Source organism: Rhizobium sp. CIAT894 (assembly GCF_000172795.2).
Lineage (GTDB): Bacteria > Pseudomonadota > Alphaproteobacteria > Rhizobiales > Rhizobiaceae > Rhizobium.
In genome coordinates this window covers 1,269,320-1,294,573 of the sequence record NZ_CP020947.1, presented here as the reverse complement: position 1 = coordinate 1,294,573, position 25,254 = coordinate 1,269,320, and the positions used below count along the sequence as shown (strand labels likewise).

The window sequence follows — 25,254 nt, the reverse complement described above, 5'->3', positions numbered from 1 at the left end:
CATCCTTGAAAGGTCAGAAGAATCGAGCCGCGCGGAGTTTCCTCCGCACGGCTCCCGTTTTCTCGAAGGTCAGCCCTGGCTGTTGATCGGAAGTGCGACGAAGCGGCTTCCTTCGCTGGACTGGATCTGGAACAGCGCGCGGGTGCGGCCATCCTTCTTGGCCTGGTTCAGCACCTTGACGATATCGGCGGCGGTGGAGACTTCCTGGTTGTTGACCGAGGTGATCTTCTCGCCTTCCTTGATGCCCTTGTCGGCAGCGTCGGAGTCCGGGTCGATGCCGGTGATCGCCAGGCCCTTGCCGTCGTCGGAGGGACCGACCGTCAGGCCGAGATCGGCAAGCGCCTTTTCGGACGCCGGCGTCTCGGGCTGCTGCGGCTGGTTGTTGTTGTCGTCGGCATTCGCATCCTTCTGGTCGGCCGGCAGCGTGCCGAGTTCGACGGTGAGCGACTGGGCCTTGCCGGCGCGCCAGACCGAGAGCTCGGCCTTGCTGCCCGGCTGCATCGCGCCGATGCGGCGGCTGAGATCACGGGCATCCTTGATCGTTTCGCCGTTCAGCGCCGTGACGACATCGCCGGCCTTCATGCCGGCCTTGTCGCCGGGCGATCCCGCCTGCGGGGCGACGACGAGGGCGCCGCTCGGCTCGGAAAGGCCGATGGATTCGGCGATATCCTTGGTCACCGGCTGGATCTGGACACCCAGCCAGCCGCGGGAAACCTGGCCGTCCTTCATCAGATCGGCGACGACATCCTTGGCGGTGGAGGCGGGAATGGCGAAGGCGATGCCGACGCTGCCGCCGGACGGCGAGAAGATCGCGGTGTTGATACCGACGACTTCGCCGTTGAGGTTGAAGGTGGGGCCACCGGAGTTGCCGCGGTTCACGGCGGCATCCACCTGCAGGTAATCGTCATAGGGACCGGAGCCGATGTCACGGCCGCGGGCCGAAACGATGCCAGCGGTGACCGTGCCGCCGAGACCGAAGGGGTTGCCGACGGCGACGACCCAGTCGCCGACGCGGACATTGTTGTCATCGGCCCAGTTGACGTAGGTGAACTTCTTGCCCTTGCCGTCGACCTTCAGGACAGCCAGATCGGTGCGCGGATCCTTGCCGATCAGTTTGGCATCGAGCTCGGTGCCGTCATTCATGACAGCGACGAAGGCCTGACCATCGGAAACGACGTGGTTGTTGGTGACGATGTAACCGTCTTCGGAGATGAAAAAGCCGGAGCCTTGGGCGACCGGGCGCAGACGGCCCTTGCCGCCAGGGCCATTCGGGCCGCCCGGACTACCGGGGCCGTTCTGGCCGAAGCGCCGCTGATGGCCCTGCTGGTCATTCGGATCCTGGCCGAACTGCTTGAAGAAGCGCTTCAGCGGATGGTCGTCGGGAAGATCGTCGAAGCCGCGGCCGTTAAAGTCGAAGGAGAAGCCGTCATTGTTGTCGGAGACGGGATTGACGCGGTTTTCGACGCGAACCGAAACAACGGCCGGGGAAACGGCATCGACGACATTGGCGAAGCTCGGAACGGCAGGCGCCTGGACTTTCACGGCTTCAGCATAAGACTTGGTAATTTCGAGCGGAACACCGGTTGCAAGCACAGCGGCTGCGATACCGGCGACGGTAGAAGCCTTGAGCACCGTGGCGAGGGACGGACGTCCGTTGAAATTCTTAAGCATTGGAGCACCTTCTCTTGTTCTTAGTTCTCAGAACCGGCGGCGCCGGATCAGTCGATGAATGAAGATATAGGACGCCGCACCTTACTGCGAACTGTCCGGCCAATGAAAAGTTGGTAATGTTTGCTTCCGGCGGAACCGCGCAGCGGACTTCACCGGGCATGGCCCGGCCGAATGAGCAAATCGCCGCTCAACCGATTATTTTTTCAGAAGCTCGCTCAGTTTCGCCTGCTCGTCCGCCGTCAGCTTGCTGCCGGTCGGCTTACCAGCCCTCCTGCGCGCAAAGAGGAGCAGCGACAGCCCGCCGGCAAGCGCCAGCAGCGCCGGGGCGCCCCAGAGCAGCACGGTCTTCATGCCGACACGCGGCTTCAAGAGCACGAACTCGCCGTAACGCGAGACGATATAGTTCAAGACCTGATCGTCGCTGTCGCCGTCGGTGATGCGCTCGCGCACCAGCAGGCGCAGGTCCTTGGCCAGATCGGCGTTGGAATCGTCGATCGACTGGTTCTGGCAGACCATGCAACGCAGTTCCGCCGAAAGGGTGCGGGCGCGGGCCTCCAGTGCAGGATCGGCCAGCACCTCGTCCGGGTTGACGGCGAAGGCGGAGACAGGTGCGAAGAGGATGAAGAGAACGACGAGAAGTCGGGAAAAAACCGATGACATAGGCGGAGTGCGCCTAACTTCTCCTCCCCTCATTCCTGTGCTCGTCACAGGAATCCAGCCACGGCGCGTCCGCGCCGTGAATGAACCTTTTTGCGAAGAAGAGTCTCCTGCGCCCAAGGACTTGGGCGCGCTGGATTCCTGTGACAAGCACAGGAATGAGGGGGAGGAAACGTCCGTCATTCCGCCGGCTCCATCGTGGGCGCTGCCGGCTTTGCCGCCTTCGCCTTCCTGCGCGGCGCGCCGACGCGCAGGCGGCGGTCGCTGAGCGAGACGAGGCCGCCGAAAGCCATGAGCACTGCTCCGCCCCAGATGCAGAGGATGAACGGCTTCCACCAGATGCGCACGACGATGCCGCCGTCCTTGGTGGCGTCGCCGAGCGAGACGTAGAGCTGGCTCAATCCGAAGGTCAGGATGCCGGCCTCCGTCGTCGGCATCTGGCGGGCGGTATAGAGGCGTTTGGCCGACCAGGTGTCGGCGACCGTGACGCCGGCGCGCCGGACGGTGAAGTGGCCGCGCTCCTCGGTGTAGTTCGGCCCCCTGCCCGCCTGCATGCCGTCGAAATTGAGGCTGTAGCCGCCGGCATCGGCGGTCTCGCCCGGCTTCATCTCGATGACATGCTCGGTCTGGAAGGTCGTGACCGCGACGATGCCGAGCACGGTGACGCCGAGCCCGGCATGGGCGAGTGCCGTGCCGAAGGCCGAACGCGGCAGGCCGGTCAGGCGGCGCCAGGCGACCGAGCCCGCAACCTTGCCGATGCCGGCACGATACCAGAGATCGGCAATAGCGCCGAGAATCAGGAACAGCCCGGCAGCCAGCCCCAGCACCGACAGCACCGGACCGCCATGTTCGATATAGAAGAAGGCCACCGCGGCAAGAAAGGCCAGACCTGCCACCACATAGAGCCGCTGTAGGGCGCCGAGCAAATCGCCGCGTTTCCAGGCGAGCAGCGGCCCGAAAGGCACGATGACGATCAGCGGCGCCATCAGCAGGCCGAAGGTCAGGTTGAAGAAGGGCGGCCCGACGGAAATCTTGTCGCCGGTGATCGTTTCCAGCAGCAGCGGATAGAGCGTGCCGGTCAGGACCGTGCCACAGGCGACCGTCAGGATCAGATTGTTGACAACAAGCGCCCCCTCACGCGAAATCGGCGCGAACAGCCCGCCGGCCGAGAGCCGCGGCGCGCGGAAGCCGAAGAGCGACAGCGCCCCGCCGATGAAGATCAAGAGGATGCAAAGAATGAAGACGCCGCGGGAGGGATCGCTGGCAAAGGCATGCACAGAGGTCAGCACGCCGGAGCGCACCAGGAAGGTGCCCATCAGCGACAGCGAGAAGGTGAGGATGGCGAGCAGCACCGTCCAGATCTTCAGCGCCTCGCGCTTTTCCATGACGAGGGCCGAATGCAGCAGCGCAGTGCCGGCCAGCCACGGCATGAAAGAGGCATTTTCCACCGGATCCCAGAACCACCAGCCGCCCCAGCCGAGCTCGTAATAGGCCCAGTAGGAGCCCATGGCGATGCCGAGCGTCAGGAAGGTCCAGGCGGCCAGTGTCCAGGGCCTGACCCAGCGGGCCCAGGCGGCGTCGATGCGGCCTTCCAGGAGCGCGGCGACGGCAAAGGAGAAGCAGACGGAGAAGCCGACATAACCGAGATAGAGCAGCGGCGGGTGGATGGCCAGGCCGATATCCTGAAGCACGGGGTTGAGATCCCGGCCCTCGGCCGGCGCCGGATCGAGCCGCAGAAAGGGATTGGAGGTCAGCAGAATAAACAGCGTGAAGGCGACCGAAATCCAGGCCTGCACGGCCAATACATTGGCCTTCAGCGTCTCCGGCAGATTGCGGCCGAAGACGGCGACCAGGGCGCTGAACAGCGTCAGGATCAGCAGCCAGAGCATCATCGATCCCTCGTGATTGCCCCAGACGCCGGAATATTTGTAGATCAGCGGCACCAGCGAATGCGAATTCTCCCAGACGTTTTCGACCGAGAAGTCCGAGACGACATGGGCATAGGTCAAGACGCCGAAGGAGAAGGCGACGAGCGCAAACATCGCCAGCGAGCCGATCGTCGCCACATCCATCATCGCCCGGTCGTGGCGGCGGGCTCCCATCACCGGCACGATGGAAAGAATGAGCGCCGTTGCGAGCGCCAGCACCAGTGCGTAATGGCCGATCTCGATGATCATTGCGTCGCCTTCGCTTCCTGTCCCTGGCCTTCTCCCCCTTGGCCTTCCTTCCACAGCCCCTGTTGTTTCAGCCGGTCGGCGACATCCTTCGGCATGTAGGTCTCATCATGCTTGGCAAGCACGGTGTCGGCGATGAAGACGTTCCCTCCCGATGCAAACATGCCCTCGGTGACAACCCCCTGCCCCTCGCGGAAGAGATCGGGGAGGATGCCGGTATATTGAACCTTCACGGCATTGGCGCTGCCGTCGGTGACGGCAAATTCCACCGTCGAGCCGGTGCCGCGCACGACGCTGCCCTCGCCCACCAGGCCGCCGAGCCGGATGCGGGTGTCCGGCGCCACCGGCGTCTTTGCCAGATCGGCCGGCATGTAGAAATAGGCGACCGACTGGCTGAAGGCGAACATAACCAGCAGCACGGCGGCGGCGATGAAGCCCATGCCGCCCGCTATCACCGCCAGCCGCTTCTGCTTGCGCGTCATTGTGACGATCCTTCCGTGGCAAGGCCGAGCTCGCTGGCAAGCGCCAGCAATTGCTTGCCCTGCTCGCTGTCTGCCGGAAAAGCAGCAAGCCCGCGCTTCAGGGCGCCGGCTGCGCGATCCTTATCGTTCAATACGGCGTAAGAGCGGACGAGTCGCATCCAGCCTTCGAAATTGTTCGGATCGGCGCTGAGCTTGGTATCGAGGCTCTCGACCATGCCGCGGATCATCTGCTGCCGGTCGCCGGTGCTCATATTCTCCGCCGCCGCCACATCTTGCTGGCTGGGGTTGCCAGGGGCACCCGGATTGCCGGAGGCGCTCGGATTGCCAGAGGCACTCGGATTGCCGGAGGCACTCGGAGCAGCCGGAGCACCGCCGTTCTTTGCGATATGGTCGTTGACCAAGGGCAACCAGGGCGCGACGGCCGGCGATTGTTTCGCCAGCGCTTCGAAGGCCTGGCGCGCCTCATCGGAACGTCCCGCCTGCTCCATGCTGAGAGCGATATAAAAGCGGGCGCGCGGATTGTCGGGTTCCAGCGTCAGCGATTGTTCCAGCACCTGACGCACCTCCTCCGTCACGACGCCGTCGGAAACCGCCATCAGCGTTTCGGCAAGGCCGTCGAGCCGAACCGGGCTCGGGCCGAGAAGCCGGATGGCATTGCGGTAGGCCACCTGCGCGTCGTTGACGCGCATGGTGCGGAGATAGATCGGCGCCAGCACGTCCCAGCCTTTGCCGTCATCGGGCTTCTCAGCCAGATGTCGTTCCGCTTTAGCGATCAGCACCGCCACATCGTTGCCGGGATTATCAAGCCGCGCTTGCAGCGGCTGCGACGGCAGGTCCGGCCTGCCCATCGTCAAATAAAGACAGAGCCCGAGAACAGGCAGAAGCAGGAGGACGAAGGCCTCGGTGAAACGGTGATGCCGTGCGGCTTTCGGCGTCTGCCCCGGTTCACCGGCGGAGACGGCGATCAGCCGCCGGCCGATTTCGGCCCTGGCGTAATCGGCCTCTTCGGGCGTGATCAGTCCACCATCGAGATCGCGGTCGAGTTCGCGCAACTGGTCGCGATAGACCGCCGCCTCGCCCGCACGGCTATTTTCCGCCGCCTTCGCTCCGCGCAGAAGGGGGTAAAGCAGGATGGCGGCGACGACCGCCGTCAGAGCGGCAACGAGAATCCAGAACAGCATATCGGCCCAAATACGTGAAGCGGGCCGTCATTCCAACTGCCAAAGCCGGAATGACGAAGATTTGAGGCTATCTGCCGCATTTAACCCGGCTCAGCCGAGCGGCGACCAGCTGCCATCGGCGTTGCGGCAGGCAGCACCGCGCACCACGGTGTCCTTGCCGTCGACAGTCAGCGTATGGGTATATTGCCGGCAGTTCTGCGAACCGACCTGATAGGGCGCGGCGGCGACCACCTTGCCGGTGACGTCCTTGCCGGTCCACTGCATAGGCTGGCCGACGGCGGCACCTTCCAGCGCCCGATATTCTGCCTCGAGCGCCCGCTGCTTGTCGCTATCGCTCAAGGTCACGCCGCTGCGGCCGACAAGGCCGCCCTGCAGCGCGGTCAGGAAGGCGGCCGAGGCCGAGGGCTTGCTCGAAAAAATGCCGCCCGAAGCGGCACCCTTCGTCGTCGTGCAGCCGGATAGCGCGACGGCGACGAGCAGAGCGGAAGCGATCATGCCTTGCGAGCGTAAAATCATTGCGTCGAACCACGATCAGGGGTCAAATTCAGCCGATCGAAGTGCAGCGTCCCCGTGTCAGCATTAAGGCAAAGCATGCTATGCATTTGCCACTATCTTTGTGACATCAAGCAGTTGCTCATGCAACATCCTTTGTGATGCCGGGCAGAATAAGCTTCGCCTTGAGCCCGCCCCATTCGCCACGGGACAGTTCGAGCCGCCCTTGATACTCACCTGATATCTCGGTGACGATCGAAAGACCGAGCCCGGTGCCGGGCTTGCTTTCGTCGAGCCGGCGGCCGCGCTTCAGCGCCTCGCGGATCTGATCGGGCTCCAGGCCCGGCCCGTCATCCTCGACGGCGAGCTCCACCCAGTGGCGCCGCGCACTCGCCTCCGCTCCCTTGACGTCGTCGCCGGCCTCGACGGCCGAAAGCCGTACCTTGCTTTTGGCAAAACGCGCCGCATTCTCCAAAAGATTACCGACGGTCTCCTCCAGATCCTGCTGCTCCATGGCGACGGCCAGATGCGGCGGCGAGACGACGAGATCGAATTCGGTATCGACGTTCAGCCGGCGCATGACGCGCACCAGCCGCTCGAGCGCCGGTTCGGCATCGGTGCGGGCGAGCACGGATTCGCGCTGCGCGGCGATGCGGGCCCGGTTGAGATAGGATTGCACCTGCCCCTGCATCGATTCCGCCTGGCTGCGCACCAGCTCGCCATGGGATTTTTCCAGCACCCGCGCCTCGTTGAGCAGCACGGCAATCGGCGTCTTCAGCGAATGGGCGAGATTGCCGACCTGCATGCGGGCTCGCTCGACGATGCGGCGGTTGCTGTCGATCAGCGCGTTGACCTCGTTGGCGAGCGGCAGGATTTCGCGCGGGAAATCGCCCTTCAGCTGCTCGCTCTCGCCGGCACGGATGCGCTCCAATGCGGCACGTGCCTTGTCGAGCGGCTTCAGGCCGTAGAGAATCGCCAGCGCATTGACGATCAGGCTGCCGACGCCGAAACCGGCGAGCGCCAGATAGAGGCTGTGGGAAAAGGTGCGGACATCGTCCTCGACGACATCGACATTGCCGGTGACGCGGACACGCGCCGCGCGCCCGTCGGTATCGAGCACCACTTCGGTTTCGGCCACCTGCACGCGGTTGCCGGAGGCATCCGTCACCTGGTAGTAGCGTTCGTAATTCTTGTCGAAGGGCGCCTCGACGACGGAGGGAACCGGAATGAGCGCCGAGCCGAGCGAGGGCGACACCAGCGGCGCCGTCGTATAGGTGCCGAGCGGCTCCACCACCCAATACCAGCCGGTCTTCGGCTGGGCAAAGCGCAGGTCGCCGAGCTGCGGGCTGCCGCTGAGCGCCCCCTGATCCCCTATGGTCACCGAGTTGATGACGTTGTAGAGTTGCGCCCGCAGCAGATCCTGGAAACCGCGTTCGGCGCTCTTGCGGTAGAGGGTGGAGATCAAAAGGCCGATCACGACAAGCGCTACCGTCGACCAGACCGTCGTCAGCAACAAAACGCGGGCGGTGAGCGACTTAATTCGCATGTTTCGGCGCTTGGATGCGGTAGCCGAGACCGCGCACCGTTTCGATCAGATCGACGCCCATTTTCTTGCGCAGGCGGCCGACAAAGACTTCGATCGTGTTGGAATCACGGTCGAAATCCTGGTCGTACATGTGCTCGACCAGTTCGGTGCGCGAGACGACCTCACCCATGTGATGCATGAGATAGGCGAGCAGGCGGTATTCGTGCGAGGTCAGCTTCAGCGTCGTGCCGTTGACCGTCGCCTTCGAGGATTTGGTATCGAGCCGCACCGGCCCGCAAATGATCTCGGACGAGGAATGGCCGGCCGCACGCCGGATCAGCGCCCGGATGCGCGCCAGCACTTCTTCGACATGGAAGGGCTTGGTGACATAGTCGTCGGCGCCGGCGTCGATGCCGGCGACCTTGTCGCTCCAGCGGTCGCGTGCCGTGAGGATCAGCACCGGCACGCCGCGGCCGGCGCCGCGCCATTTTTCGAGCACGGTAACACCGTCCATTTCCGGCAGGCCGATATCGAGGATGATGGCGTCATAGGGTTCGGTATCGCCGAGGAAGTGCCCCTCCTCGCCGTCGAACGCCTGGTCGACGACATAACCCGCCTCTTTCAGCGTGTCGGCCAATTGCCGGTTCAGATTGACGTCGTCTTCGACTACCAGAATGCGCATCGGTCCGCCTTCGCCCGCTTCAAATCGATCATGTCCTGAATAGACCGATTCCGCTTACATCGGAACCTTTACCGTCACTTTGCGTGGACGCTGGCCATTGCCCGACACCAGAACGGTGATGATACAGGTATCGCCCACCGGTTGCACGGACAGGAGTTGGCCGCCGGTCTGCTCGACCACCTGGGCTGCAGCGGCGCTGCAATCGGCTGCCACGCGCAGGACGAGGTTGCCCGCGCCGTCCGGTGAGGGCGCCGATACCACCAGTCCGGCGGCCAATGCTGCGACGCTCAGAGGAAGGGCCATGTGCTATGCTTTCAAGGTAATGCCAACGTGCTGCGAATATGTACTCACGCGACCTGAATGGCAAATGAATGCGCTGTAATGCAGGGCATTTAGAACCATTCTCGACTGTTTGCGGCAGCCGGCGCCGGCTGTTGAAAACCGCCGCCGCGTCCAGCTTCGGCGGCCTTCCCGGCAGCGAAAAAATCGCCTTCGGCCTTGCGAGCAACGTGGTCAGCGCAAAGGCGGGAACACGACAAGTCGAACCCAATGCGGTCATCTGCGAAGCAGCCGCATCGTGTTGTTTACCGCGTCCGCAATTGCCGGCACCGGCCCGGTTTTCACGCGCCGGGTCGTCCTGAAATTGTACCATTCCATCCTTCCATCCCCTCGGGGAAAAACGCGGGCCGCGAGTGCGATCGCAGCTTTGACCGGCCGATTGAAACTGTTATGTCCGTGGCTTCCGCATTCAGGCCATTTCAGCACCAATGCCAAATTCTTTCCGCTTCCGCTCGGCGCAGACGGTCACCGTGCTTGCCGTCACCCAGTTGATCGGCTGGGGCACGACCTTCGACATGCTCGGCGTCATGGGCCGCATCGTGGCGCCGGCTCTCGGCCTGGCGAATGAGGTCGTGTTTGCCGGCCTGACGATCATGATGATGGTCAGCGCCATCCTTGGTCCCGCGACCGGCCGCTGGCTCGCCCGCTACGGTGCCGCCCGGGTGCTTTCGGCCGCCTCGCTGATCTTTGCGCTCGGCCTCGGCCTGCTTGCCGCCGCAGACGGCATCATGCTCTATGCCAGCGCCTGGGTTATCATCGGCATCGGCGGCGCATTCGGCCTTTCGGCACCGGCCTATACCGCCGTCGTCGAGCGCGAAGGAGAAAACGGCAAACGCGTCATCGCCATCCTCATGCTGTTCACCGGCCTGTCGAGCGCCATCTTCTGGCCGATCCTCAGCCTGCTCAACGAGACGATCGGCTGGCGCCTGACCTTTCTCGTCTGCGCGGCGCTGCAATTGTTCATCTGCCTGCCGCTGCACCTTTTCGCCCTGCCGAAACCGATCGCAACGCATGCCGAAGGCGGCGCGGCCGACATTGCCCCGGTGCCGCTCACCAGGGCGGCGCGGCGCAGGGCCTTCCTGCTGATTGCCGCGGCGACGACGATCTCGACCTTCATCACCTTCGGCATCTCGCCATCGCTGCTCGAAATCTTCCGCCAGTCCGGCGCCTCGCCGGCGCTGGCGCTGCAGCTCGGCTCGGGCCGCGGCGTGCTCGGCATCTCGGCGCGCTTCCTCGACATGCTGCTCGGCCGGCGCGGCAACCCCATGCTCAGTGCGGCCATGGGCATCGGCCTGATGATGTTCAGTTTCCTGATCATGCTGGTCGCCAGCCCATCCGCACCGCTGCTGGTCACCTTCGTCCTGCTTTACGGCTTCGGCGCCGGCGTCATGACCGTCGCCCGCGCGCTTCTGCCGCTGGCGCTGTTTTCGCCGGGCGAATACGGCCTGCACGCGGCGCGGCTGTCCTTGCCGCAAAACCTTGCCAACGCCATCGCCCCGGTCATCTTTACCGCCATTCTCGACCGCGCCGGCACCGGACCGGCACTCTTTGCCTGCGCCGCTCTTGCGGCCCTGGCGCTGATCTTAGTGATGATGCTGATGGCGATGGTGCGCGGCGCTCTCGCATCGCAGCCGAGCCCGGTCGTCTCTTGAACCCGGCCCATCACGTCAGTCATTCTTAATCTGTTTTGACTATCATCGACATAAGGACACGCGCGGCTTTGCGTCCACGCATCGCGATTGCTGCAGCCAGCTCACAATGAGCGCAGCGTCACTTTAACGAATCTTATGAATCGCTTGCCGCCGCTTTTTCGAAAGTTGAGTCCGGCGGCTCAGAAGTTGAGCAAGCTTCGGGGCAATCCCGACTCCGGAAAGTCAATCATCCATTTGAAATTCAATGGAATATGGTCTGGCAGCCGAAGGTGCACGAAAATTCAGAGCGGCCGCCTCACCGCCGTGTCGCTGTCGTAATCGGCAGCGATGCGCTTTTCCCGGAGCGGCCGGACGCGCTCGATCGACAGCTGATAATCGGGATGAGCCTTGTAGGCGGCAAGAGCCGCCTCGTCGTCGAATTCGCCGTAGACGACGAGATCGATCTCGGTGCCCAGCTGATCGGTCTTCACATTGGTGCCGATTTCCAGCAGCCGCGCATGCGGAATGGCGGTCAGGATCGAAAGCCCGGCCCTCACCTCCTGCAGATGTTCCTCCTGCACGGTGAAGAAGACGATATGGCGGATCACGCGGCAGCTCCTGTCAGATTCAGAGATCATCCGCGCGATAACACGCTCGCCGCGGGCCTTCAACCGCGCGAGCGTCCTTGCCCGGCATCGGGACGTATCGCCGCATCGAAGACCATGGCGTAGGCTGCGAGTTTTTCCGCCCGGTCGGTGCCGTTGACGATGCGGCGCGCATTCACCCAGTCCGCGGTCGTGGCGTTCAGGTGATCGGCGAGTTTGTGGCCGGTAAAACTGCCCTGCAGCATGCCCTCGATCAGGATCGTCACCGCCGTATCCATTTCCATTGCCCGGTCGGGATCGGCAACGAGGTCGATGCCGGTCAGCACACTCATCGCCTCATAGTTCCGCTTGTGGGTGAGCTGCACGAGGCCGCGACCGAGCCAGCTTCGGCCATCCTCGTCCGGCCGCCAATAGGGCGTTTTCACCCAGGAAAGCCGGCCTGCGGCAAAGGCCGTCTCCAGGATCTCGACCGCGCGTGCATCGCTTTCCGCCAGCGTCTCGCGAACCGGCTGCATCGTATAGGCGGTCTCGTGGTAAGCGGTTGCGAGGATATAGGCGAGCCATCGCCGGTCGGCATGGGAAAACCGCTTTTCCCATGCATCGAGAATCGCCGTGGCGCCCACTACCTGAGGATGCGTCATCTCTCCTTTGAAGAGCTCGCCCCGCACCGCCTCGAAAAAGAAACCTCGGTCCATGTGGACAACCATTCCGCGCCTCCTCCCAATGACATGGTTAAACCCCAGTTAATCGATTAAAATTAATTTAATCGTTTAAAGTGTTTAAGCCACTGATTTACACGCCTTTTGTCTTGTGCCATGCATCTTCTTGCCCTGAAGCCTTGAGGAGACTTCCGATGCAGACGCCCGCCACCACGCAAGCCACCATTCCCCAGCATCTCGTCGACCAGATGGAAAACGAGTGGCGCCAGATTCGCCTTGAACGGGAAAATCCGCGCCCGGCCCAGCAGCCTCAACAGCAACGCTGATATACGCAAAACAGTAGCGATGTAAGATCGAGTGCCGCGCGCGCCCGATCAATGCCCCGGCCAATTGATCTGGCCGGGTGAATTCTTGATAGCTGCCTAAACATTCCAGCGGCTTGACCACCCCTCATCGCATCACGGCATCGAGCCGTTTCGCCAGCACTTGCAGCGATCGGGCGAAGACCGCTGTGTCATCCAGCGCCCGCGACAGCACCAGTGCGCCCTGAATGCCGGCAACGCCCTCTTCGGCAAGCGCCTGCGCCTCCTCCGGCGGACAGCCTGCCCGCGTCAACGCCGAACGCAGAGCGTCGACCCAGCGGATGAAATAGCCGCCGATTGCTGTCGAAAATCGCTCCCGGGTCTCATCAAGCGCGAAAGCGCCGACGAGGCAGATGCGGCGGCCGGAGCGAAAATAATCACTCACATCAGTCCACATAGTCGCAATCGCCTGACGAGGGTCGCCCGTTCTCAGCGGTTGATAGATCGTTTGCTCGAACCAGGCATCGACATCGGCGAGCACGGCGGCCGCCATCTCCTGCTTGCCGCCGGGAAAGAAGTGATAAAGGCTGCCCTTGCCGATGCCGGTGCGTTCGGTGATGCGGCTGAGCGACGTGCCCTCATAGCCGAACTCGCGGAAGATTTCCGCCAGCAGCGGCACGATGTCGGCGCGTTCATAGACGGTTTTCACCCGCAGCTTCCTTGTCTGGCTTGCGTCAGAAGCCGAGTTCGCTCAGGCCGGGATGGTCGTCCGGCCGCCGGCCGAGCGGCCAGTGATATTTGCGTTCGGCTTCCCGGATCGGCAGGTCGTTGATGCAGGCGAAGCGGCGCTGCATCAAGCCGGCGGCATCGAATTCCCAATTCTCATTGCCATAGGAACGGAACCAGTTGCCGCTGTCATCGTGCCATTCATAGGCGAAGCGTACGGCGATGCGATCATCGGTGAAGGCCCAGATTTCCTTGATCAGCCGATAGTCCAACTCCTTCGCCCATTTGCGGGTGAGAAAAGCGACGATCTCGGCCCGGCCGTTGACGAATTCGGCGCGGTTCCGCCAGCGGCTATCCGGCGTATAGACGAGCGAAACGCGCTCGGGATCGCGGCTGTTCCAGCCGTCTTCGGCAAGGCGGACTTTGCGGGTGGCAGTCTCGAGGGTGAAGGGTGGGACAAGGCTGGACATGGACGCTCCTGTACTGAACGGTGATGATTGTACTGATCAGTACAATTTTTGCAAGACGCCGAAACAGCGCTTTGCCTCGGAGGTCGAGTTGCGGCTCCTTTACCCGCGGGAACGGTGCGGCAGAACGGCGCTCTCCTTGCTCCATCGCAGCGGCAGGGCATCCGGGCGAAACACGATCTGTCCAGGCGTGAAACGCCACAGCCGCTCGGCCCGTTCAAAGGTGTCGATCTCAGGCGAATCCGGCAGCACCTCGGCCCGTCCCGTCATCTGCAGCAAGTCGCCGGTTTCAAAGTCGATGAAAACAAACCCGGCCTTCGGATTGACGATGAAATTGCCGAGGGTGTTGAAGAAGCGATTGCCGGCAAAATCGGGAATGGTCAGCACACCATCGGCGCTGAGACGCACGAAGCAGGCATAACCGCCGCGATGGGAGACATCCACCTGCCGCTCACCACCGTCTCGATCGACGTAGGAGGCGACGAAGAAGGTATCGGCGCCCTCGATCATCCCACGCATGCGATCGTCGAGTTGACCGGAATAGAACGGCGTCATCGCTGTCGGTATTTGGGGATCACGGGCAAAGGCGGAAGAGCGGGGCTGGATATATTGGGGGCAATTGCCGAAGCTCTGGCCGGCGCGCACGCGGAAAGCGCCGGCATCCGTCCTGTGGATCACGCCGTTCAGCCGGTTGCGCCGCCGGGTCTCGAGTTGGATGCCGAGTATCGCGATCGCGTCGCCATCCCCCATGCCGGCATCGGCCGGATCGTCCGCATCACGCGGCAGGTCAACATCAAGGAGCTCCGGGGCCGGCGACGACATGAAGCCCGGTCGCCCGGCCCGAACCGTCGCCCAGACATCACCTTTGGCATCAACGGCGCCGAGCACGACGAAAGGCAACATCGGAAAGAAAGCGCGATGCTGTTCCGGCATGGCCTTGCGAACGAAATTCCGCCCCGGCCCGTCCATGCGCTCGACGACGCCGACGCTGCGCTGCATGGCCAGTTCACCCTCATGCCAGGGCGAATTCACGTCCTGTCTCGTCTGCTCCAGCATCGCAGGCCCTCCTTGCGGGCAATTTTGAGAAGCCGGGACGGCGACCCCGCCCCGACAGGTTTTATGCAGCAAGGCCGATCTTCGTCTTGCGGAAGCCGACGAAACCCGGCAGCGCCTCGATGCGCGCAAGCCAGGCACGGATGCCTGGATAGGCCGAGGTGTCGACATTGCCCTCCGGGGCGTTGGCGATGTAGCTGTAGAGGGCGACATCTGATATCACCGGTTTGTCGCCGAGCAGGAAATTGCGGCCGGAGAGTTCCGCCTCGATCAGCGCGAGAATGCGATGCGCCCGGGCGATCACCTCGTCGGTGCGGAAATCGGCACCGAAGACGGTGACCAGGCGAGCCGCACACGGCCCGTAGGCGATCTCGCCCGCGGCAACGGAGAGCCATTTCTGTATGCGCGCCGCTGCCAATGCCTCTTCCGGCAGCCAGTCGGTGCGGCCATATTTCCGGGCGAGATAGACGAGAATGGCGGAGGAATCGGCAATGACCGTGCCGCCGTCGTCGAGGACCGGCACCTGGCCGAATGGATTGAGCTTGAGAAACTCCGGTGCCTTGTGGGCACCTGCCGCCATGTCGACCTCGACCAGTTCATAGGGCACGCCAAGCAGCGACAGGAACAGGTGAGCCCGGTGCGAATGGCCGGAAAGCGGGTGATAATAGAGCTTCATGATGGTTTCCTTCAGTCTTCCCGGTTGGGGGGCGATGGTCGCTTCGAACCATCTGCGGCGTAATTTATTGCCTTCCACAAGGAAGCAGTAGAATGCATATTCGGAAGGATTATTACCAATTTATGGAAGGATAGCATGGACCGCCTCGATGCCATGACGGTGCTTCTGGCCGTGGTCGAACAGGGCAGCCTGTCGGCCGCCGCACGGCATCTGCGCTCACCGCTCGCAACCGTCAGCCGCAAGGTTTCGGAACTGGAAGCACATCTGGGCAGCCGGCTGCTGCAAAGGACCAACCGGAAGGTGGCGCTGACGGAGGCCGGCCGCTCTTAATGTCGAGGCGGCGCGGGAAATTCTCGATCGGGTGGAAGAGGCGGAACGGGCGGCGGCCGGCGAATACAGCGCGCCGAAGGGCGAGTTGACGATGACCGCACCGATCGTCTTCGGGCGGCTGCATGTCTTGCCTGTCGTGGTGGACTTCCTGAAGGCCTATCCCGATATCAATCTGCGGCTGATGCTTGGCGACCGGCTGTCGAACCTCGTCGAGGATCATATCGATGTGGCGCTGCGGATCGGCAACCTGCCGGACAGCAACCTGATCGCCATCAGGCTCGGCACGATCCGCCGGACGGTCTATGCCAGCCCGGATTACCTGACGCGGCACCCCGCACCGCGACATCCAGGCGATCTCAGCGCGCATGACTGCATCACCTTCGAGGGCATGGCCTCGAAGGTGAGCTGGACTTTCGCCGAGGGCAAACGCGATCTCCCCGTGCCGATCCGTTCACGGCTTGCCGTCAACACCGCCGAGGCTGCTGTCGATGCGGCGGTCGCCGGCCTCGGCATCACCCGGGTTCTTTCCTACCAGGCCGCCCGCGCCGAGACGGCAGGCCTGCTGGTGCCGCTGCTTGCCGATTTCGAATCACCGCCAGCGCCGGTGCATCTCGTCTACCCCACGCAGGGATTGGTGCCGCTGAAACTGCGGGCGCTGCTCGACTTCGCCACGCCGCGCCTGCGCGCGACGCTGAACGGCCCCAAAGCATGATGCCGAAGAGTGTGAGCGGACTCGGATTTAGGCCGCTCCGGCCTAAAATCATCCCGGATCTAGGCGAGCTTGCCCTCTTCCGCCTTGTAGAAATACTGGCTGGCGACGAGCCAGCCCTTCAGCGGCCGCAGCGGCGGAATGCAGGTGGCGAGCATGAACGGGCCGGTGACCAGAAGCTGCACCCAGATCGGCGCCGAAAAGGCCACCTCCAGCCAGACGCCGAGCAGCACGCTCGGGATACAGGCAAAGCAGATGACGAAGAAAGCCGGGCCGTCGGCCGGATCGGCGAAGGAATAATCGAGGCCGCAAGCCTCGCATTCCCGCCGCAGCGTCAGGAAGCCTTTGAACATATGGCCCTGGCCGCAGCGCGGGCAGCGCCCCCTGACGCCGGTCTGCAGCGGAGGAAGCGGGGGAAATTCGGTCTCCATGATGATCTCGCCTTATTCTGCGTGGACATTAAGTCGATCAATGTCCAACAATGTATGCATACAATATAGCTACATTGCTCCGACATTGCCAGTCAACTCGTCAGAATGCCGCACACGTCCCGTGAGACGGCGGGCTGAACGCAGATTTCCTACGCAGCACCAAGAGCCGGACAAGCCCAGGGCGCTGGGAGCGACGGACGCGCTGACGGTTAGCAGTGAGGCTTGAAGGTCAGAAGAACGAGGCGGCCATCTCAGGCGGCCCCTCCAGGGCGTGGGCCATGAATTCCAGCGCCCCCTGCAGCTTCTCCCGGGTGATCGGGCCGCCGAGGCAGATCCGCACCGCCTCCGGCGCTGCGCCCTCGACCGTGAAGGCGTCGCTTGCGACGACGCCGATGCCGGAGGAGCGCATGTGGCTGCCGAAGGTGGAGCGGGTCCAGCCATTGGCGAGCGGCAGCCAGATGTTGAAACTGATCGGATCGGCACGGTAGCTGCCGGCCGGCAGGATGGCGGCGACCATCTGCTGACGGGCGGCGGCTTCAGCACGGATGAAGCGCAGGATCGCATCGGCGGTGCCGTCCTCGATCCAGCGGGTGGCGAGCGCCACGGTCAACGGCGAGGCCATGACATTGTTGGCGCGCATGGCGCTGACGAAGGGCCACACCGCCTTGCTGTCGGGCGCGACGACATAGGCAAGGCGCAGGCCCGCGCCGATGCATTTCGCCAGTCCGCCGATATGCCAGGTCAGATCGGGCGCCGTTGCCGCAAGCGGCGGCGGGCCTTCCAGCGGAATGAAGCCGTAGGCATCGTCCTCGACGATCGGCAGGTGATATTTGCGGGCAACGGCGGCGATCTCCTCGCGGCGTTTGGCCGGGATGGTCAGCGTCGTCGGGTTCTGCAGCGTCGGATTGAGATAGAGCGCCTTCGGCTTCAATCTCTCGCAGGCCGCGGCAAAGGCGTCCGGCAAGATACCGTCCTCGTCCATCGGCAGACCGGTCAGATTGAGCCGCAACTGGGCGGCGATCGAGCGCATGCCGGGATAGGTGATGATTTCGGAAAGCACGGTTTCACCCGGTTTTGCCAGGAGGCCGAAGATCGCCAGCAGGGCCGGATGGGCGCCCGGCGTCACGAAGATCCGCTCCTGCGACGGCTTGAGCCCGCGACGGTTGAGCCAGGCGGCGGCAGCCGCCTTGTCCATGCCGGAGCCGCCGAAACCCTGATAACGCAGAAGCGGAATGAGGCTCGCCGCCACCGCCGACATGCCCTCGCGCATGCGGGCGATCAGGTCTGGATCGTCGGGTTCCGGTGGCATGTTCATCGAAAAATCGACGACGGAGGCGCGGCGCGGATCGGGCGTGGCGTCGGCGGTGAAATCCTGGCGCTCCTTATCCGCACCACCGGTGACGAAGGTGCCGCGACCGACATGCGAATCGACAAGCCCGCGCTTCTGCGCCTCGACATAGCCTCTCGCCACCGTCGTGAAGTCGACATTCAGCCGCTTGGCGAGTTCGCGTTGCGGCGGCAGCCGGTCTCCAGCCACAAGATGGCCGCTGCGCAGATCCATTTCGATCACATCGGCGATCGCCATATATAGGGGGCTGCTGCTGCGGCTGAGATCGGGATGCCAGTCTTTCATGTCGTAATCCGCGTCAGTCTGATTGCTGATGGGATTGACTGTATATTGTTGCATGACGCCGCTGTCACCCCCCGCAAATTCGTCGGTTTCCACCGCGTGACGGGGCGGTCGCGGCAAATTCCCGCCCTGCAGTCTTGCCGCCGCCCATCCATCTTCTTACTTATTCTAGGTGGAAGGCGCCGGCTTCCAGCCTGTCGCGCCGATCGGGATGAAAGCATGAATATCGATCCAATCCTGCGGTCAGTCGTGGCCGTTCGTTCCTCCATTCCGGAAGATGCCTTTACGGCCGAGACGCTGGGCACCGTCCGGGAAGGCAGCGGTGTGGTCATTCGCGACAATGGCCTGGTGCTGACCATCGGCTATCTCATCACCGAGGCCGAAGAGGTCTGGCTGACCACCCATGACGGGCGCGTCGTTCCGGCGCACGCGCTCGCCTATGACCAGGAAAGCGGCTTCGGCCTGGTGCAGGCGCTGGGGGCGCTCGATGCGCCGGCAGTGGATCTCGGCGACGCGGCAAGCGCCAAGGCCGGCGATCCCGTCGTGCTTGCCGACGGCATCGGCGAATTCGTCGAGGCCAACATCGTCGCCCGACAGGAATTTGCCGGCTACTGGGAATATCTGCTCGATGAGGCGATTTTCACGGCGCCGGCCCATCCTTCCTGGGGCGGTGCGGCGCTGATCGGTTCGGACGGGAAGCTCCTCGGCATCGGTTCGCTTCGCCTGCAAATGAGCCAGGGCGACGAGGTCGCCGATATCAACATGGTCGTGCCGATCGACCTCTTGACGCCAATTCTCGACGATCTGCTGAACCGCGGCCAGGTCAACAAGCCGCCGCGGCCCTGGCTCGGCGCATTCTCCGCCGAAAGCAATGGCGGCGTCGTGGTCATGAGCGTTGCCGAAGGCGGTCCGGCTGCTGAGGCGGGGCTGCGACAGGGCGATATCATCTCGGAGATCCGCGACGAAGAGGTCGACGGCCTGGCCGATTTCTACCGCAAGATCTGGAGCAGCGGCCCGGCCGGCGCCGAGATTCCGATGCGGATCCTCAGGAACGGCCGGGAAGCCTGGCTGCGCATCAAATCCGCCGACCGCAACAGCTTTCTCAAAAAACCGCAACTGCAGTAAGGCCGCGCCGCCATTCGCGGCCGCTGTCTGCGGGGAATTCCATCAACGGAGATCTCCCGCGATCCAGCCGATCACCGCCTTTACCCGGCGCGGCACGAACTGCCGCGACGGGTGAACCGCATGGATTGGCAGGCTGTACTTGTCCCAATCGACGAGCACTTCGGTCAGCCGTCCCGCGGCGATGTCCTCCTCTACCAGAACCTCAGGCGCGTAAACGATGCCGGCATCTTCCACCGCGGCAACCCGCATGGCTTCACCATTGTCGATTCCGATATTGCTGTTGATCTTCGCCGCGAGCACCCGTCCATCCTGACCTTCGAAATGCCATTGGTCGCGTGGGACGAGGTTGAGGCTTAGGATGCAACGATGCCGTTCCAACTGCTCTGGGTGGGTCGGCACGCCATTCTTGCCGAGATAACCGGGAGAGGCGCAGCAGACGAAGCGATAAGTGCCGATCTTTCTTGCGATCAAGGAAGACGGGCGCAGATGCGCCACCCGAATGGCAAGGTCATAACCTTCCGAAATCATATCGACGTTCCGGTCCGTAAGACTGAGCTCCAGACTGACAGCGGGATGCTGATTGGCGAAGCGAGCAATGGACGATGCCAGCCGCTTTACTCCGAGAGTGGTCGGGCCGCTGATGCGGAGGTGGCCGGATATTTCGTGGTTCTGCGGGCCGGCGATATCGTTCAACTGCTCCAGTTCGTCGATGACCCTGCTTGCTCTCTCCAGAAACCTGACGCCGATCTCTGTGAGCCTCTGGGTTCGGGTGGTGCGCTCGATCAGCTTGACGCCATAATCCGTCTCCAAGGCCTGAATTCGTCGGCCGACCATGGCGGGCGACAGGTTGAGCCGTGTTGCGGCCTTGGCGAAACTGCCTGATGTCGCGACGGCGACAAAGGTCTTCAGATTGGTAAGATCGCTCATTCGATACTTTTATGCAATTATGTCTAACCATTCAATGCGATTAAAGATGGGATATCGGTCGGCTATATCGGAGACATTCAATCTCACGAAGGAGACGACCACATGAAAACCGCCATTATCGGAACTGGAAACATGGGTGCCGGCCTGGCACGTCGGCTCGCCGGCAAGCGCGATCTCATCCTCGCATCGCGGAACGATGCCGCGGCAACGTCGCTGGCAGAGGAGATCGGCGCTTCGAGCGCGCCGATCACGAGCGCCGTGGCGCAAGCCGACATTGTGGTGCTGGCGCTGCCTTATGCTTCGGCACTCGAGTTTGCCGGCGCCGCTCAACTGGAAGGCAAGATTGTCATCGACATCACCAACCCGCTCAAACCTGATTTCTCGGGCCTGCTGTTTGGCCATGATACGTCGGCCGCCGAAGAGATCCAGCGCAAAGCCGGAGGCGCCAAGGTCGTGAAGGCGTTCAACACGATCTTTGCCGAGCTTTTTGCTGCCTCTCCCGATCAGACCGTCACTCTTCCGGTCTTCCTGGCCGGTGACGAAGATGCCGTCGAAACGGCCGCAGCGCTGGTCAAGGACGCCGGCTTCACTATCGAGAAGACGGGATCGCTGGATGCCGCTCGTCTGCTCGAGCCCTTGGGCATGCTCAACATCCGCCTCGGTTACGGCTTGGGCCGCGGTACGGGCATTGCTCCGAAATGGGCTGCCATGAAAGCCTGACGTGAGGTGGCCTCGCTCATGCGGGGCCAGCCATTCGTGCTGGCCGGAAGGGTCGGCGGGGCTGTTGTCGCGCCGACCAACCGCCCAGCGGCGGGTCTCTTCGTTGACTTCGAAGAGCGGTTGAAAGATGGTGATGCCGCACCACCCCGGATCCGGCGTGTTATAGGAGTTGGCGGTCCATGTTCGATCATATCTCGCTCGGCGTAAAAGACCTCGAAAGAGCCCGTCGTTTCTATGATGCGGCGCTGGCGCCGCTCGGATATGAGCGGCTGTCCAATTCGGACAACATGATCGGCTACGGCGCCGAAAAGGTCGGCCTCTGGGTGATGCAGGTCGAACAGCCCGTTCTTGCCGACATGCGATCCGGACTGCATTTCTGCTTCGTCGCTCCCAACGAGGCGGCGGTCGACGCCTTTTACGCGGCGGCAATCGCTTCCGGCGGCACGGATAATGGCGAACCAGGTATCCGGCCGGATTACGGGCAATTCTATTACGCCGCCTTCATCATCGACCCGGACGGCTACCGCCTCGAAGCCTATTTCCACAAAGGCGAGCTTTAACAGGCCGTCAGCCGCAAGCCGACCTCCCGGAGACCGCAGAAAGCCGCGCACTTTCCTTTATCCGGCCCTACCCCGTCCCTATCCGGCCAATGTCAATAAGCCGATCCCGAGGGGTCGTTCAGATTGTGCCGCTCGGATCCCGCAAGAGGCGGATTGAAGACGCTGACAAGGATCAAGTCCTGGTCGCGTCCGCCGCGCAGAAGATGTTTGTCATGCTTGTCGAGCACGTAGATATCGCCCTGGCGGATCGGAAAGACAGTGCCCGCCATATCTTCCACCTCCCCCTCGCCGGCGATGCAATAGCAGGCTTCGAGATGCTGGCGGTATTCGAGAAGTGAGACGGTGTTGGCACGTACGATCGTATGGCAAACGGTAAAGCCCATCCCGTCCTTTTCCGTCAGCAAACGATGGCTCGTTCCGTTGCCCCATTCCACGAAATGGTCCGTGGATTCGACGTCCTTCAGGCTGCGCACGTACATTCCGCTCTCCTTATGTAAGAAAATTTGACATACAATCCGTTATGGAGATCTGCTTCTCGCAGCTATAGTCTCTTGATTTTCCTGATTGGACAAATGATGATTCCTCATCAAACAGGTGAGGAAAACTTACAGATGACGCTCCCTTTCGGCGCATTGAGAGCATTCGAAGCAGCGGCGCGTCTCTCCAGCTTCTCGCGCGCCGGCGACGAATTGCGCGTTACCCATGCGGCGATCAGCCATCAGATCCGGCATTTGGAGGAATGGTTCGGGCGCGCCTTGTTTCTGCGTGAAAAACGCGGCGTGCGGCTGGCACCCGAGGCTAAGCGGTTTGCCGAGATCCTATCGAGCAGTTTCGAGCGAATTTCTGCCGAAGCGGAATTGCTGAAGCTGAGCACCAGATCCGAGATCACCGTCGCCTGCATCCCGTCCATCGCGACGCGATGGCTCATACCGTCACTCGGCGATTTCCTCGCCGGGCATCCGGATGTCACAATAAAGGTGGTCTACGCCATGGCCGAACAGCGCCTGCGTGAAACCGGCTGCGACATCCTGATCACACTCGGCGCCGACACCTCCGAAGGCGTCGTTTGCCAGCCGCTTTTCTCCCGTGCCGCTCGACCTGTCGCCAGCCCGCGCTATCTCGAACGAAAGGGCAGCCTCCCCCAGGCAACGCAGATCGCAGCGGCAGATCTGCTGCATGACGAGACCGCGGCGCACTGGGCGCAGTGGCTCGACAAGGCCGGCGTGCCGTTCACCCAAACGCTGAAGGGACCGGTGTTTCAAGACTTCAATTTGCTCGCAACGGCCGTCATTGCCGGTCATGGCGTGGCACTTTGTCCGGTCGAGTTATGCCGCCGCGAAATCGAAAGCGGCGATCTCGTCATCCTCTCGGACATCCCGATTCTCGAACACGAGAATTACTTTCTGATCCGCAAGGCGTCGCCCCAAAAGTCAATTTCCGCCTTCAGCACATGGTTCAAATCCGTCATTGAATAGATGACAGGCTGGGGATCAGGCCGCCTCTCTTGAAATCGAGACGCGGCCCATGTGCGGGCGCCTCCTTCGGAGCCAAGAATCCCGTTGCGTTGCCTCGGCGAAAGGCGCATGGTTTCAGCGTCGGCAGCCATTACACGGGCGCTGCCGACTGAGGGTTTGAATACCCTCGCCCCGACGAAAGGAGGACCGATGTCTTCCACCTCCAAAAGGCCGTATCTGACATCCTGCGATCTCGACATGCTTCAGGGCGTGCTCGATGCCGCCGGCTACGACGCCAAGATCACGGCCGACGGCGAAGAGCTCTTCAACGTCGCAGCCGTGCTGCTGATCAGACTGTTCCAGGAGGGTGTCACCTCACCGGCCATGCTGTCACAGGCACTCGACTATTATTTCGGCAAACCGAAGAAACCACCGAAACCGGTCACACCCGTCTGCAATCGCTATGCTATACAGGGATTGCCCCGCGAGCGCCGCGCCTCGGGTTCGTTCAGGGGCGGGTAAAGCGCTATCGCCTTCAATTTCGATCCAGAGGGAGATTCATCCATGGCAAAGGGACAGCTGAGAAGCAACCGCGAGGTCCGGAAGCCGAAGAAGGACAAGCAGGCGGCGAAAGGGGATAATACATTCGCCAATCAGATGAAGACGGCGACCCAGAGCGCACCGCACGGCAGTGCTCCGAAGAAATAGGCTTGCATCGCCCGCGGCCTCTCGCCTTCGCCGGCGCAGAGCAGCGCAATCGATTTGCGCTGGGGATGATGTGCGGTTAAAAGCGGCGGCGCGTCCTTCCGGACGCGCAAGGAATGACCCGTGTTTTCGAATAGGCCGGAAGGTACCCACTTAGCATGACTCTTGCTCAAACAATTGGCCGCGTCGACGCTCCGTCGCCGGCCGCTGCCTTTCACGGCGTTCTCTAGTGATCGAATCCGCACGCCGCTACGAGAGCGAGGAAATTCAGGTCGCCACTTTCGACGCACCTGGTGAAAACCCGGAAAAACCCGCAGGACAAACCGCCCCTTTCGCCGAGAAGGCCTGGTTGAAGATCCTTGCCGGATACCGCCAGCCGAGAGCGGCACGCAGCGCCTTCGAGCTTGCCGTCACGGCCATCCCCTTTGCGCTGTTCTGGGCTGCCGCATGGGCGGCCGTTCACTATAGCTTCTGGCCCGGCCTGATCCTCGTCATCCCCGCAGCCGCTTTCCTGCTGCGACTGTTCATGATCCAGCATGATTGCGGCCACGGCTCGTTTTTCGCCCGTCGCCGCCTCGACGACTGGGTGGGACGCACGATCGGCATTCTGACGCTGACGCCCTACGATTATTGGCGCCGGGCGCATGCGGAACACCACGCCTCGGCCGGAAACCTCGACGAGCGCGGCGTCGGCGACATCGAGACGCTGACGATCGCCGAATATAATGCGCTGTCGCGCTGGGGCCGGCTCGGCTACCGGCTCTACCGGCACCCGGCGGTGATGTTCGGGATCGGACCGGCATGGCTGTTCATCATCAAGCAGCGCCTGCCTTTCGGCATGATGCGCTCCGGCGCCCTACCCTGGATCTCGACCATGGCGACCAATCTTGCCATCGCAGTGGCCGCCGCATTGCTGATCTGGGCGGTCGGGATCGTCCCCTTCCTGCTGGTGCATCTGCCGATCGTACTTCTGGCAGGTGCGGCCGGCGTCTGGCTGTTCTACGTCCAGCATCAGTTCGAGGAAACGCATTGGTCGAAGAAGCCGGACTGGCAGTTCCAGCATGCGGCCCTGCACGGCGCCTCGCATTACGACCTGCCGCCGGTGCTGCGCTGGATCACCGGCAATATCGGCATCCACCATGTGCATCACCTGTCAAGCCGGGTGCCCTATTACCGGCTGCCCGAGGTGCTGCGGGACCATCCCGAACTCGCCGATATCGGCCGCATCACGCTCATGGACAGCCTGCGCTGCGTCAAGCTGGTGCTGTGGGACGAGCAGACGAAGCGGCTGGTGTCGTTTCGCGAGGCGGCACGGCTCGCAGCCGCGGGATAAACGGCGCT

General features: G+C 62.7%; 27 protein-coding genes and 3 pseudogenes. 11 read left to right on the top strand and 19 right to left on the bottom strand.

Features of this window, described 5'->3' with window-relative positions:
• Nucleotides 1-69: 69 nt before the first annotated feature.
• From RHEC894_RS06460 to RHEC894_RS06420, 9 genes and pseudogenes are all read right to left on the bottom strand, one after another.
• Entirely contained in the window at nt 70-1,671 is a 1,602-nt protein-coding gene (locus tag RHEC894_RS06460; protein WP_085736668.1) for a Do family serine endopeptidase, read from the bottom strand.
• A 195-nt stretch (nt 1,672-1,866) separates the two neighbouring features.
• Nucleotides 1,867-2,331 (bottom strand): cytochrome c-type biogenesis protein, encoded by a 465-nt coding sequence (locus RHEC894_RS06455; protein ID WP_010066359.1) that lies wholly within the window; start codon nt 2,329-2,331, stop codon nt 1,867-1,869.
• A 176-nt stretch (nt 2,332-2,507) separates the two neighbouring features.
• On the bottom strand, nt 2,508-4,505 hold the full coding sequence (locus RHEC894_RS06450; protein ID WP_085736667.1) for a heme lyase CcmF/NrfE family subunit: 1,998 nt from the start codon (nt 4,503-4,505) through the stop codon (nt 2,508-2,510).
• Complete coding sequence (gene ccmE / locus RHEC894_RS06445) at nt 4,502-4,984, bottom strand: cytochrome c maturation protein CcmE (RefSeq protein WP_085736666.1); 483 nt, start codon at nt 4,982-4,984, stop codon at nt 4,502-4,504. Before ccmE ends, RHEC894_RS06450 begins: the two co-directional genes overlap by 4 nt.
• Nucleotides 4,981-6,196: pseudogene (gene ccmI / locus RHEC894_RS06440) on the bottom strand (c-type cytochrome biogenesis protein CcmI). Before ccmI ends, ccmE begins: the two are co-directional and overlap by 4 nt.
• A gap of 59 nt (nt 6,197-6,255) precedes the next feature.
• Nucleotides 6,256-6,681, bottom strand: a complete 426-nt coding sequence (locus RHEC894_RS06435) for a hypothetical protein (RefSeq protein ID WP_085736664.1) — start codon at nt 6,679-6,681, stop codon at nt 6,256-6,258.
• Between the two features lie 118 nt (nt 6,682-6,799).
• A complete protein-coding gene (locus RHEC894_RS06430; protein WP_003569355.1) occupies nt 6,800-8,203 on the bottom strand; it encodes a HAMP domain-containing sensor histidine kinase in 1,404 nt (467 codons plus the stop codon).
• Complete coding sequence (locus tag RHEC894_RS06425) at nt 8,193-8,864, bottom strand: response regulator transcription factor (RefSeq protein WP_018241306.1); 672 nt, start codon at nt 8,862-8,864, stop codon at nt 8,193-8,195. Before RHEC894_RS06425 ends, RHEC894_RS06430 begins: the two co-directional genes overlap by 11 nt.
• A 54-nt stretch (nt 8,865-8,918) precedes the next feature.
• Nucleotides 8,919-9,167, bottom strand: a complete 249-nt coding sequence (locus tag RHEC894_RS06420; RefSeq protein ID WP_010066013.1) for a hypothetical protein — start codon at nt 9,165-9,167, stop codon at nt 8,919-8,921.
• 131 nt (nt 9,168-9,298) lie between these two features.
• On the opposite strand from RHEC894_RS06420, the gene RHEC894_RS32300 reads away from it, so the two are divergent.
• Together RHEC894_RS32300 and RHEC894_RS06415 are read left to right on the top strand one after the other, a co-directional pair.
• Nucleotides 9,299-9,505, top strand: coding sequence for a hypothetical protein (locus RHEC894_RS32300; protein ID WP_125460948.1), 207 nt, complete (start codon nt 9,299-9,301; stop codon nt 9,503-9,505).
• Nucleotides 9,506-9,631: 126 nt separating this feature from the next.
• Nucleotides 9,632-10,855, top strand: a complete 1,224-nt coding sequence (locus RHEC894_RS06415; protein ID WP_085736663.1) for an MFS transporter — start codon at nt 9,632-9,634, stop codon at nt 10,853-10,855.
• Nucleotides 10,856-11,136: 281 nt separating this feature from the next.
• Here the strand turns inward: RHEC894_RS06415 and RHEC894_RS06410 are convergent, their stop codons facing one another.
• Nucleotides 11,137-11,442, bottom strand: coding sequence for a Dabb family protein (locus RHEC894_RS06410; protein ID WP_085738882.1), 306 nt, complete (start codon nt 11,440-11,442; stop codon nt 11,137-11,139).
• A gap of 27 nt (nt 11,443-11,469) precedes the next feature.
• Nucleotides 11,470-12,146: pseudogene (locus RHEC894_RS06405) on the bottom strand (hypothetical protein); the annotation flags it as partial.
• A gap of 146 nt (nt 12,147-12,292) precedes the next feature.
• Between RHEC894_RS06405 and RHEC894_RS33745 the strand changes: the two are divergent.
• Entirely contained in the window at nt 12,293-12,424 is a 132-nt protein-coding gene (locus RHEC894_RS33745) for a hypothetical protein (RefSeq protein ID WP_281069152.1), read from the top strand.
• 124 nt (nt 12,425-12,548) lie between these two features.
• Here the strand turns inward: RHEC894_RS33745 and RHEC894_RS06400 are convergent, their stop codons facing one another.
• From RHEC894_RS06400 to RHEC894_RS06385, 4 genes are all read right to left on the bottom strand, one after another.
• A complete protein-coding gene (locus RHEC894_RS06400; protein ID WP_085736662.1) occupies nt 12,549-13,109 on the bottom strand; it encodes a TetR/AcrR family transcriptional regulator in 561 nt (186 codons plus the stop codon).
• Between the two features lie 25 nt (nt 13,110-13,134).
• On the bottom strand, nt 13,135-13,596 hold the full coding sequence (locus tag RHEC894_RS06395; protein WP_010062686.1) for a nuclear transport factor 2 family protein: 462 nt from the start codon (nt 13,594-13,596) through the stop codon (nt 13,135-13,137).
• A gap of 99 nt (nt 13,597-13,695) precedes the next feature.
• Nucleotides 13,696-14,649: a pyridoxamine 5'-phosphate oxidase family protein gene (locus RHEC894_RS06390; protein WP_085736661.1), complete on the bottom strand. Its 954-nt coding sequence runs from the start codon at nt 14,647-14,649 to the stop codon at nt 13,696-13,698.
• Between the two features lie 61 nt (nt 14,650-14,710).
• Nucleotides 14,711-15,322: a glutathione S-transferase gene (locus tag RHEC894_RS06385; protein ID WP_085736660.1), complete on the bottom strand. Its 612-nt coding sequence runs from the start codon at nt 15,320-15,322 to the stop codon at nt 14,711-14,713.
• Nucleotides 15,323-15,457: 135 nt separating this feature from the next.
• Here RHEC894_RS06385 and RHEC894_RS06380 point away from each other — a divergent pair.
• Nucleotides 15,458-16,364, top strand: a pseudogene (locus RHEC894_RS06380) (LysR family transcriptional regulator).
• A 59-nt stretch (nt 16,365-16,423) separates the two neighbouring features.
• Here the strand turns inward: RHEC894_RS06380 and RHEC894_RS06375 are convergent.
• Both RHEC894_RS06375 and RHEC894_RS06370 read right to left on the bottom strand, forming a co-directional pair.
• A complete protein-coding gene (locus RHEC894_RS06375) occupies nt 16,424-16,792 on the bottom strand; it encodes a DUF983 domain-containing protein (protein WP_085736659.1) in 369 nt (122 codons plus the stop codon).
• Between the two features lie 229 nt (nt 16,793-17,021).
• A complete protein-coding gene (locus RHEC894_RS06370; protein ID WP_085738881.1) occupies nt 17,022-18,425 on the bottom strand; it encodes a PLP-dependent aminotransferase family protein in 1,404 nt (467 codons plus the stop codon).
• Nucleotides 18,426-18,641: 216 nt separating this feature from the next.
• Between RHEC894_RS06370 and RHEC894_RS06365 the strand changes: the two genes are divergently transcribed.
• A complete protein-coding gene (locus RHEC894_RS06365; protein ID WP_085736658.1) occupies nt 18,642-19,547 on the top strand; it encodes a S1C family serine protease in 906 nt (301 codons plus the stop codon).
• A gap of 42 nt (nt 19,548-19,589) precedes the next feature.
• Here the strand turns inward: RHEC894_RS06365 and RHEC894_RS06360 are convergent, their stop codons facing one another.
• Nucleotides 19,590-20,474 (bottom strand): LysR family transcriptional regulator, encoded by an 885-nt coding sequence (locus RHEC894_RS06360; RefSeq protein ID WP_085736657.1) that lies wholly within the window; start codon nt 20,472-20,474, stop codon nt 19,590-19,592.
• A gap of 102 nt (nt 20,475-20,576) precedes the next feature.
• Between RHEC894_RS06360 and RHEC894_RS06355 the strand changes: the two genes are divergently transcribed.
• Nucleotides 20,577-21,194: an NAD(P)-binding domain-containing protein gene (locus RHEC894_RS06355; RefSeq protein WP_085736656.1), complete on the top strand. Its 618-nt coding sequence runs from the start codon at nt 20,577-20,579 to the stop codon at nt 21,192-21,194.
• 179 nt (nt 21,195-21,373) lie between these two features.
• Nucleotides 21,374-21,754, top strand: a complete 381-nt coding sequence (locus tag RHEC894_RS06350) for a VOC family protein (protein ID WP_010066195.1) — start codon at nt 21,374-21,376, stop codon at nt 21,752-21,754.
• A 92-nt stretch (nt 21,755-21,846) separates the two neighbouring features.
• Here the strand turns inward: RHEC894_RS06350 and RHEC894_RS06345 are convergent, their stop codons facing one another.
• Nucleotides 21,847-22,233, bottom strand: coding sequence for an ectoine synthase (locus tag RHEC894_RS06345; RefSeq protein ID WP_010066194.1), 387 nt, complete (start codon nt 22,231-22,233; stop codon nt 21,847-21,849).
• Nucleotides 22,234-22,365: 132 nt separating this feature from the next.
• Here RHEC894_RS06345 and RHEC894_RS06340 point away from each other — a divergent pair, with 132 nt between their 5' ends.
• The 4 genes from RHEC894_RS06340 (at nt 22,366) to RHEC894_RS06330 (ending at nt 25,246) form a co-directional block, all read left to right on the top strand.
• Nucleotides 22,366-23,229, top strand: a complete 864-nt coding sequence (locus tag RHEC894_RS06340; RefSeq protein WP_085736655.1) for a LysR substrate-binding domain-containing protein — start codon at nt 22,366-22,368, stop codon at nt 23,227-23,229.
• A gap of 108 nt (nt 23,230-23,337) precedes the next feature.
• Entirely contained in the window at nt 23,338-23,730 is a 393-nt protein-coding gene (locus RHEC894_RS06335) for a hypothetical protein (protein ID WP_206427899.1), read from the top strand.
• Between the two features lie 42 nt (nt 23,731-23,772).
• Nucleotides 23,773-23,916 (top strand): hypothetical protein, encoded by a 144-nt coding sequence (locus RHEC894_RS32875; RefSeq protein ID WP_164517669.1) that lies wholly within the window; start codon nt 23,773-23,775, stop codon nt 23,914-23,916.
• Between the two features lie 226 nt (nt 23,917-24,142).
• Nucleotides 24,143-25,246, top strand: coding sequence for a fatty acid desaturase (locus tag RHEC894_RS06330; protein WP_085736653.1), 1,104 nt, complete (start codon nt 24,143-24,145; stop codon nt 25,244-25,246).
• Nucleotides 25,247-25,254 lie beyond the last annotated feature (8 nt).

Coding starts and splice junctions, on each gene's coding strand:
- RHEC894_RS06460 (WP_085736668.1), bottom strand. CDS start 1,671: ATGCTTAAGAATTTCAACGGACGTCCGTCCCTCGCCACGGTGCTCAAG.
- RHEC894_RS06455 (WP_010066359.1), bottom strand. CDS start 2,331: ATGTCATCGGTTTTTTCCCGACTTCTCGTCGTTCTCTTCATCCTCTTC.
- RHEC894_RS06450 (WP_085736667.1), bottom strand. CDS start 4,505: ATGATCATCGAGATCGGCCATTACGCACTGGTGCTGGCGCTCGCAACG.
- ccmE (WP_085736666.1), bottom strand. CDS start 4,984: ATGACGCGCAAGCAGAAGCGGCTGGCGGTGATAGCGGGCGGCATGGGC.
- RHEC894_RS06435 (WP_085736664.1), bottom strand. CDS start 6,681: ATGATTTTACGCTCGCAAGGCATGATCGCTTCCGCTCTGCTCGTCGCC.
- RHEC894_RS06430 (WP_003569355.1), bottom strand. CDS start 8,203: ATGCGAATTAAGTCGCTCACCGCCCGCGTTTTGTTGCTGACGACGGTC.
- RHEC894_RS06425 (WP_018241306.1), bottom strand. CDS start 8,864: ATGCGCATTCTGGTAGTCGAAGACGACGTCAATCTGAACCGGCAATTG.
- RHEC894_RS06420 (WP_010066013.1), bottom strand. CDS start 9,167: ATGGCCCTTCCTCTGAGCGTCGCAGCATTGGCCGCCGGACTGGTGGTA.
- RHEC894_RS06415 (WP_085736663.1), top strand. CDS start 9,632: ATGCCAAATTCTTTCCGCTTCCGCTCGGCGCAGACGGTCACCGTGCTT.
- RHEC894_RS33745 (WP_281069152.1), top strand. CDS start 12,293: ATGCAGACGCCCGCCACCACGCAAGCCACCATTCCCCAGCATCTCGTC.
- RHEC894_RS06395 (WP_010062686.1), bottom strand. CDS start 13,596: ATGTCCAGCCTTGTCCCACCCTTCACCCTCGAGACTGCCACCCGCAAA.
- RHEC894_RS06390 (WP_085736661.1), bottom strand. CDS start 14,649: ATGCTGGAGCAGACGAGACAGGACGTGAATTCGCCCTGGCATGAGGGT.
- RHEC894_RS06385 (WP_085736660.1), bottom strand. CDS start 15,322: ATGAAGCTCTATTATCACCCGCTTTCCGGCCATTCGCACCGGGCTCAC.
- RHEC894_RS06375 (WP_085736659.1), bottom strand. CDS start 16,792: ATGGAGACCGAATTTCCCCCGCTTCCTCCGCTGCAGACCGGCGTCAGG.
- RHEC894_RS06370 (WP_085738881.1), bottom strand. CDS start 18,425: ATGAAAGACTGGCATCCCGATCTCAGCCGCAGCAGCAGCCCCCTATAT.
- RHEC894_RS06365 (WP_085736658.1), top strand. CDS start 18,642: ATGAATATCGATCCAATCCTGCGGTCAGTCGTGGCCGTTCGTTCCTCC.
- RHEC894_RS06360 (WP_085736657.1), bottom strand. CDS start 20,474: ATGAGCGATCTTACCAATCTGAAGACCTTTGTCGCCGTCGCGACATCA.
- RHEC894_RS06355 (WP_085736656.1), top strand. CDS start 20,577: ATGAAAACCGCCATTATCGGAACTGGAAACATGGGTGCCGGCCTGGCA.
- RHEC894_RS06350 (WP_010066195.1), top strand. CDS start 21,374: ATGTTCGATCATATCTCGCTCGGCGTAAAAGACCTCGAAAGAGCCCGT.
- RHEC894_RS06345 (WP_010066194.1), bottom strand. CDS start 22,233: ATGTACGTGCGCAGCCTGAAGGACGTCGAATCCACGGACCATTTCGTG.
- RHEC894_RS06340 (WP_085736655.1), top strand. CDS start 22,366: ATGACGCTCCCTTTCGGCGCATTGAGAGCATTCGAAGCAGCGGCGCGT.
- RHEC894_RS06335 (WP_206427899.1), top strand. CDS start 23,338: ATGGTTTCAGCGTCGGCAGCCATTACACGGGCGCTGCCGACTGAGGGT.
- RHEC894_RS32875 (WP_164517669.1), top strand. CDS start 23,773: ATGGCAAAGGGACAGCTGAGAAGCAACCGCGAGGTCCGGAAGCCGAAG.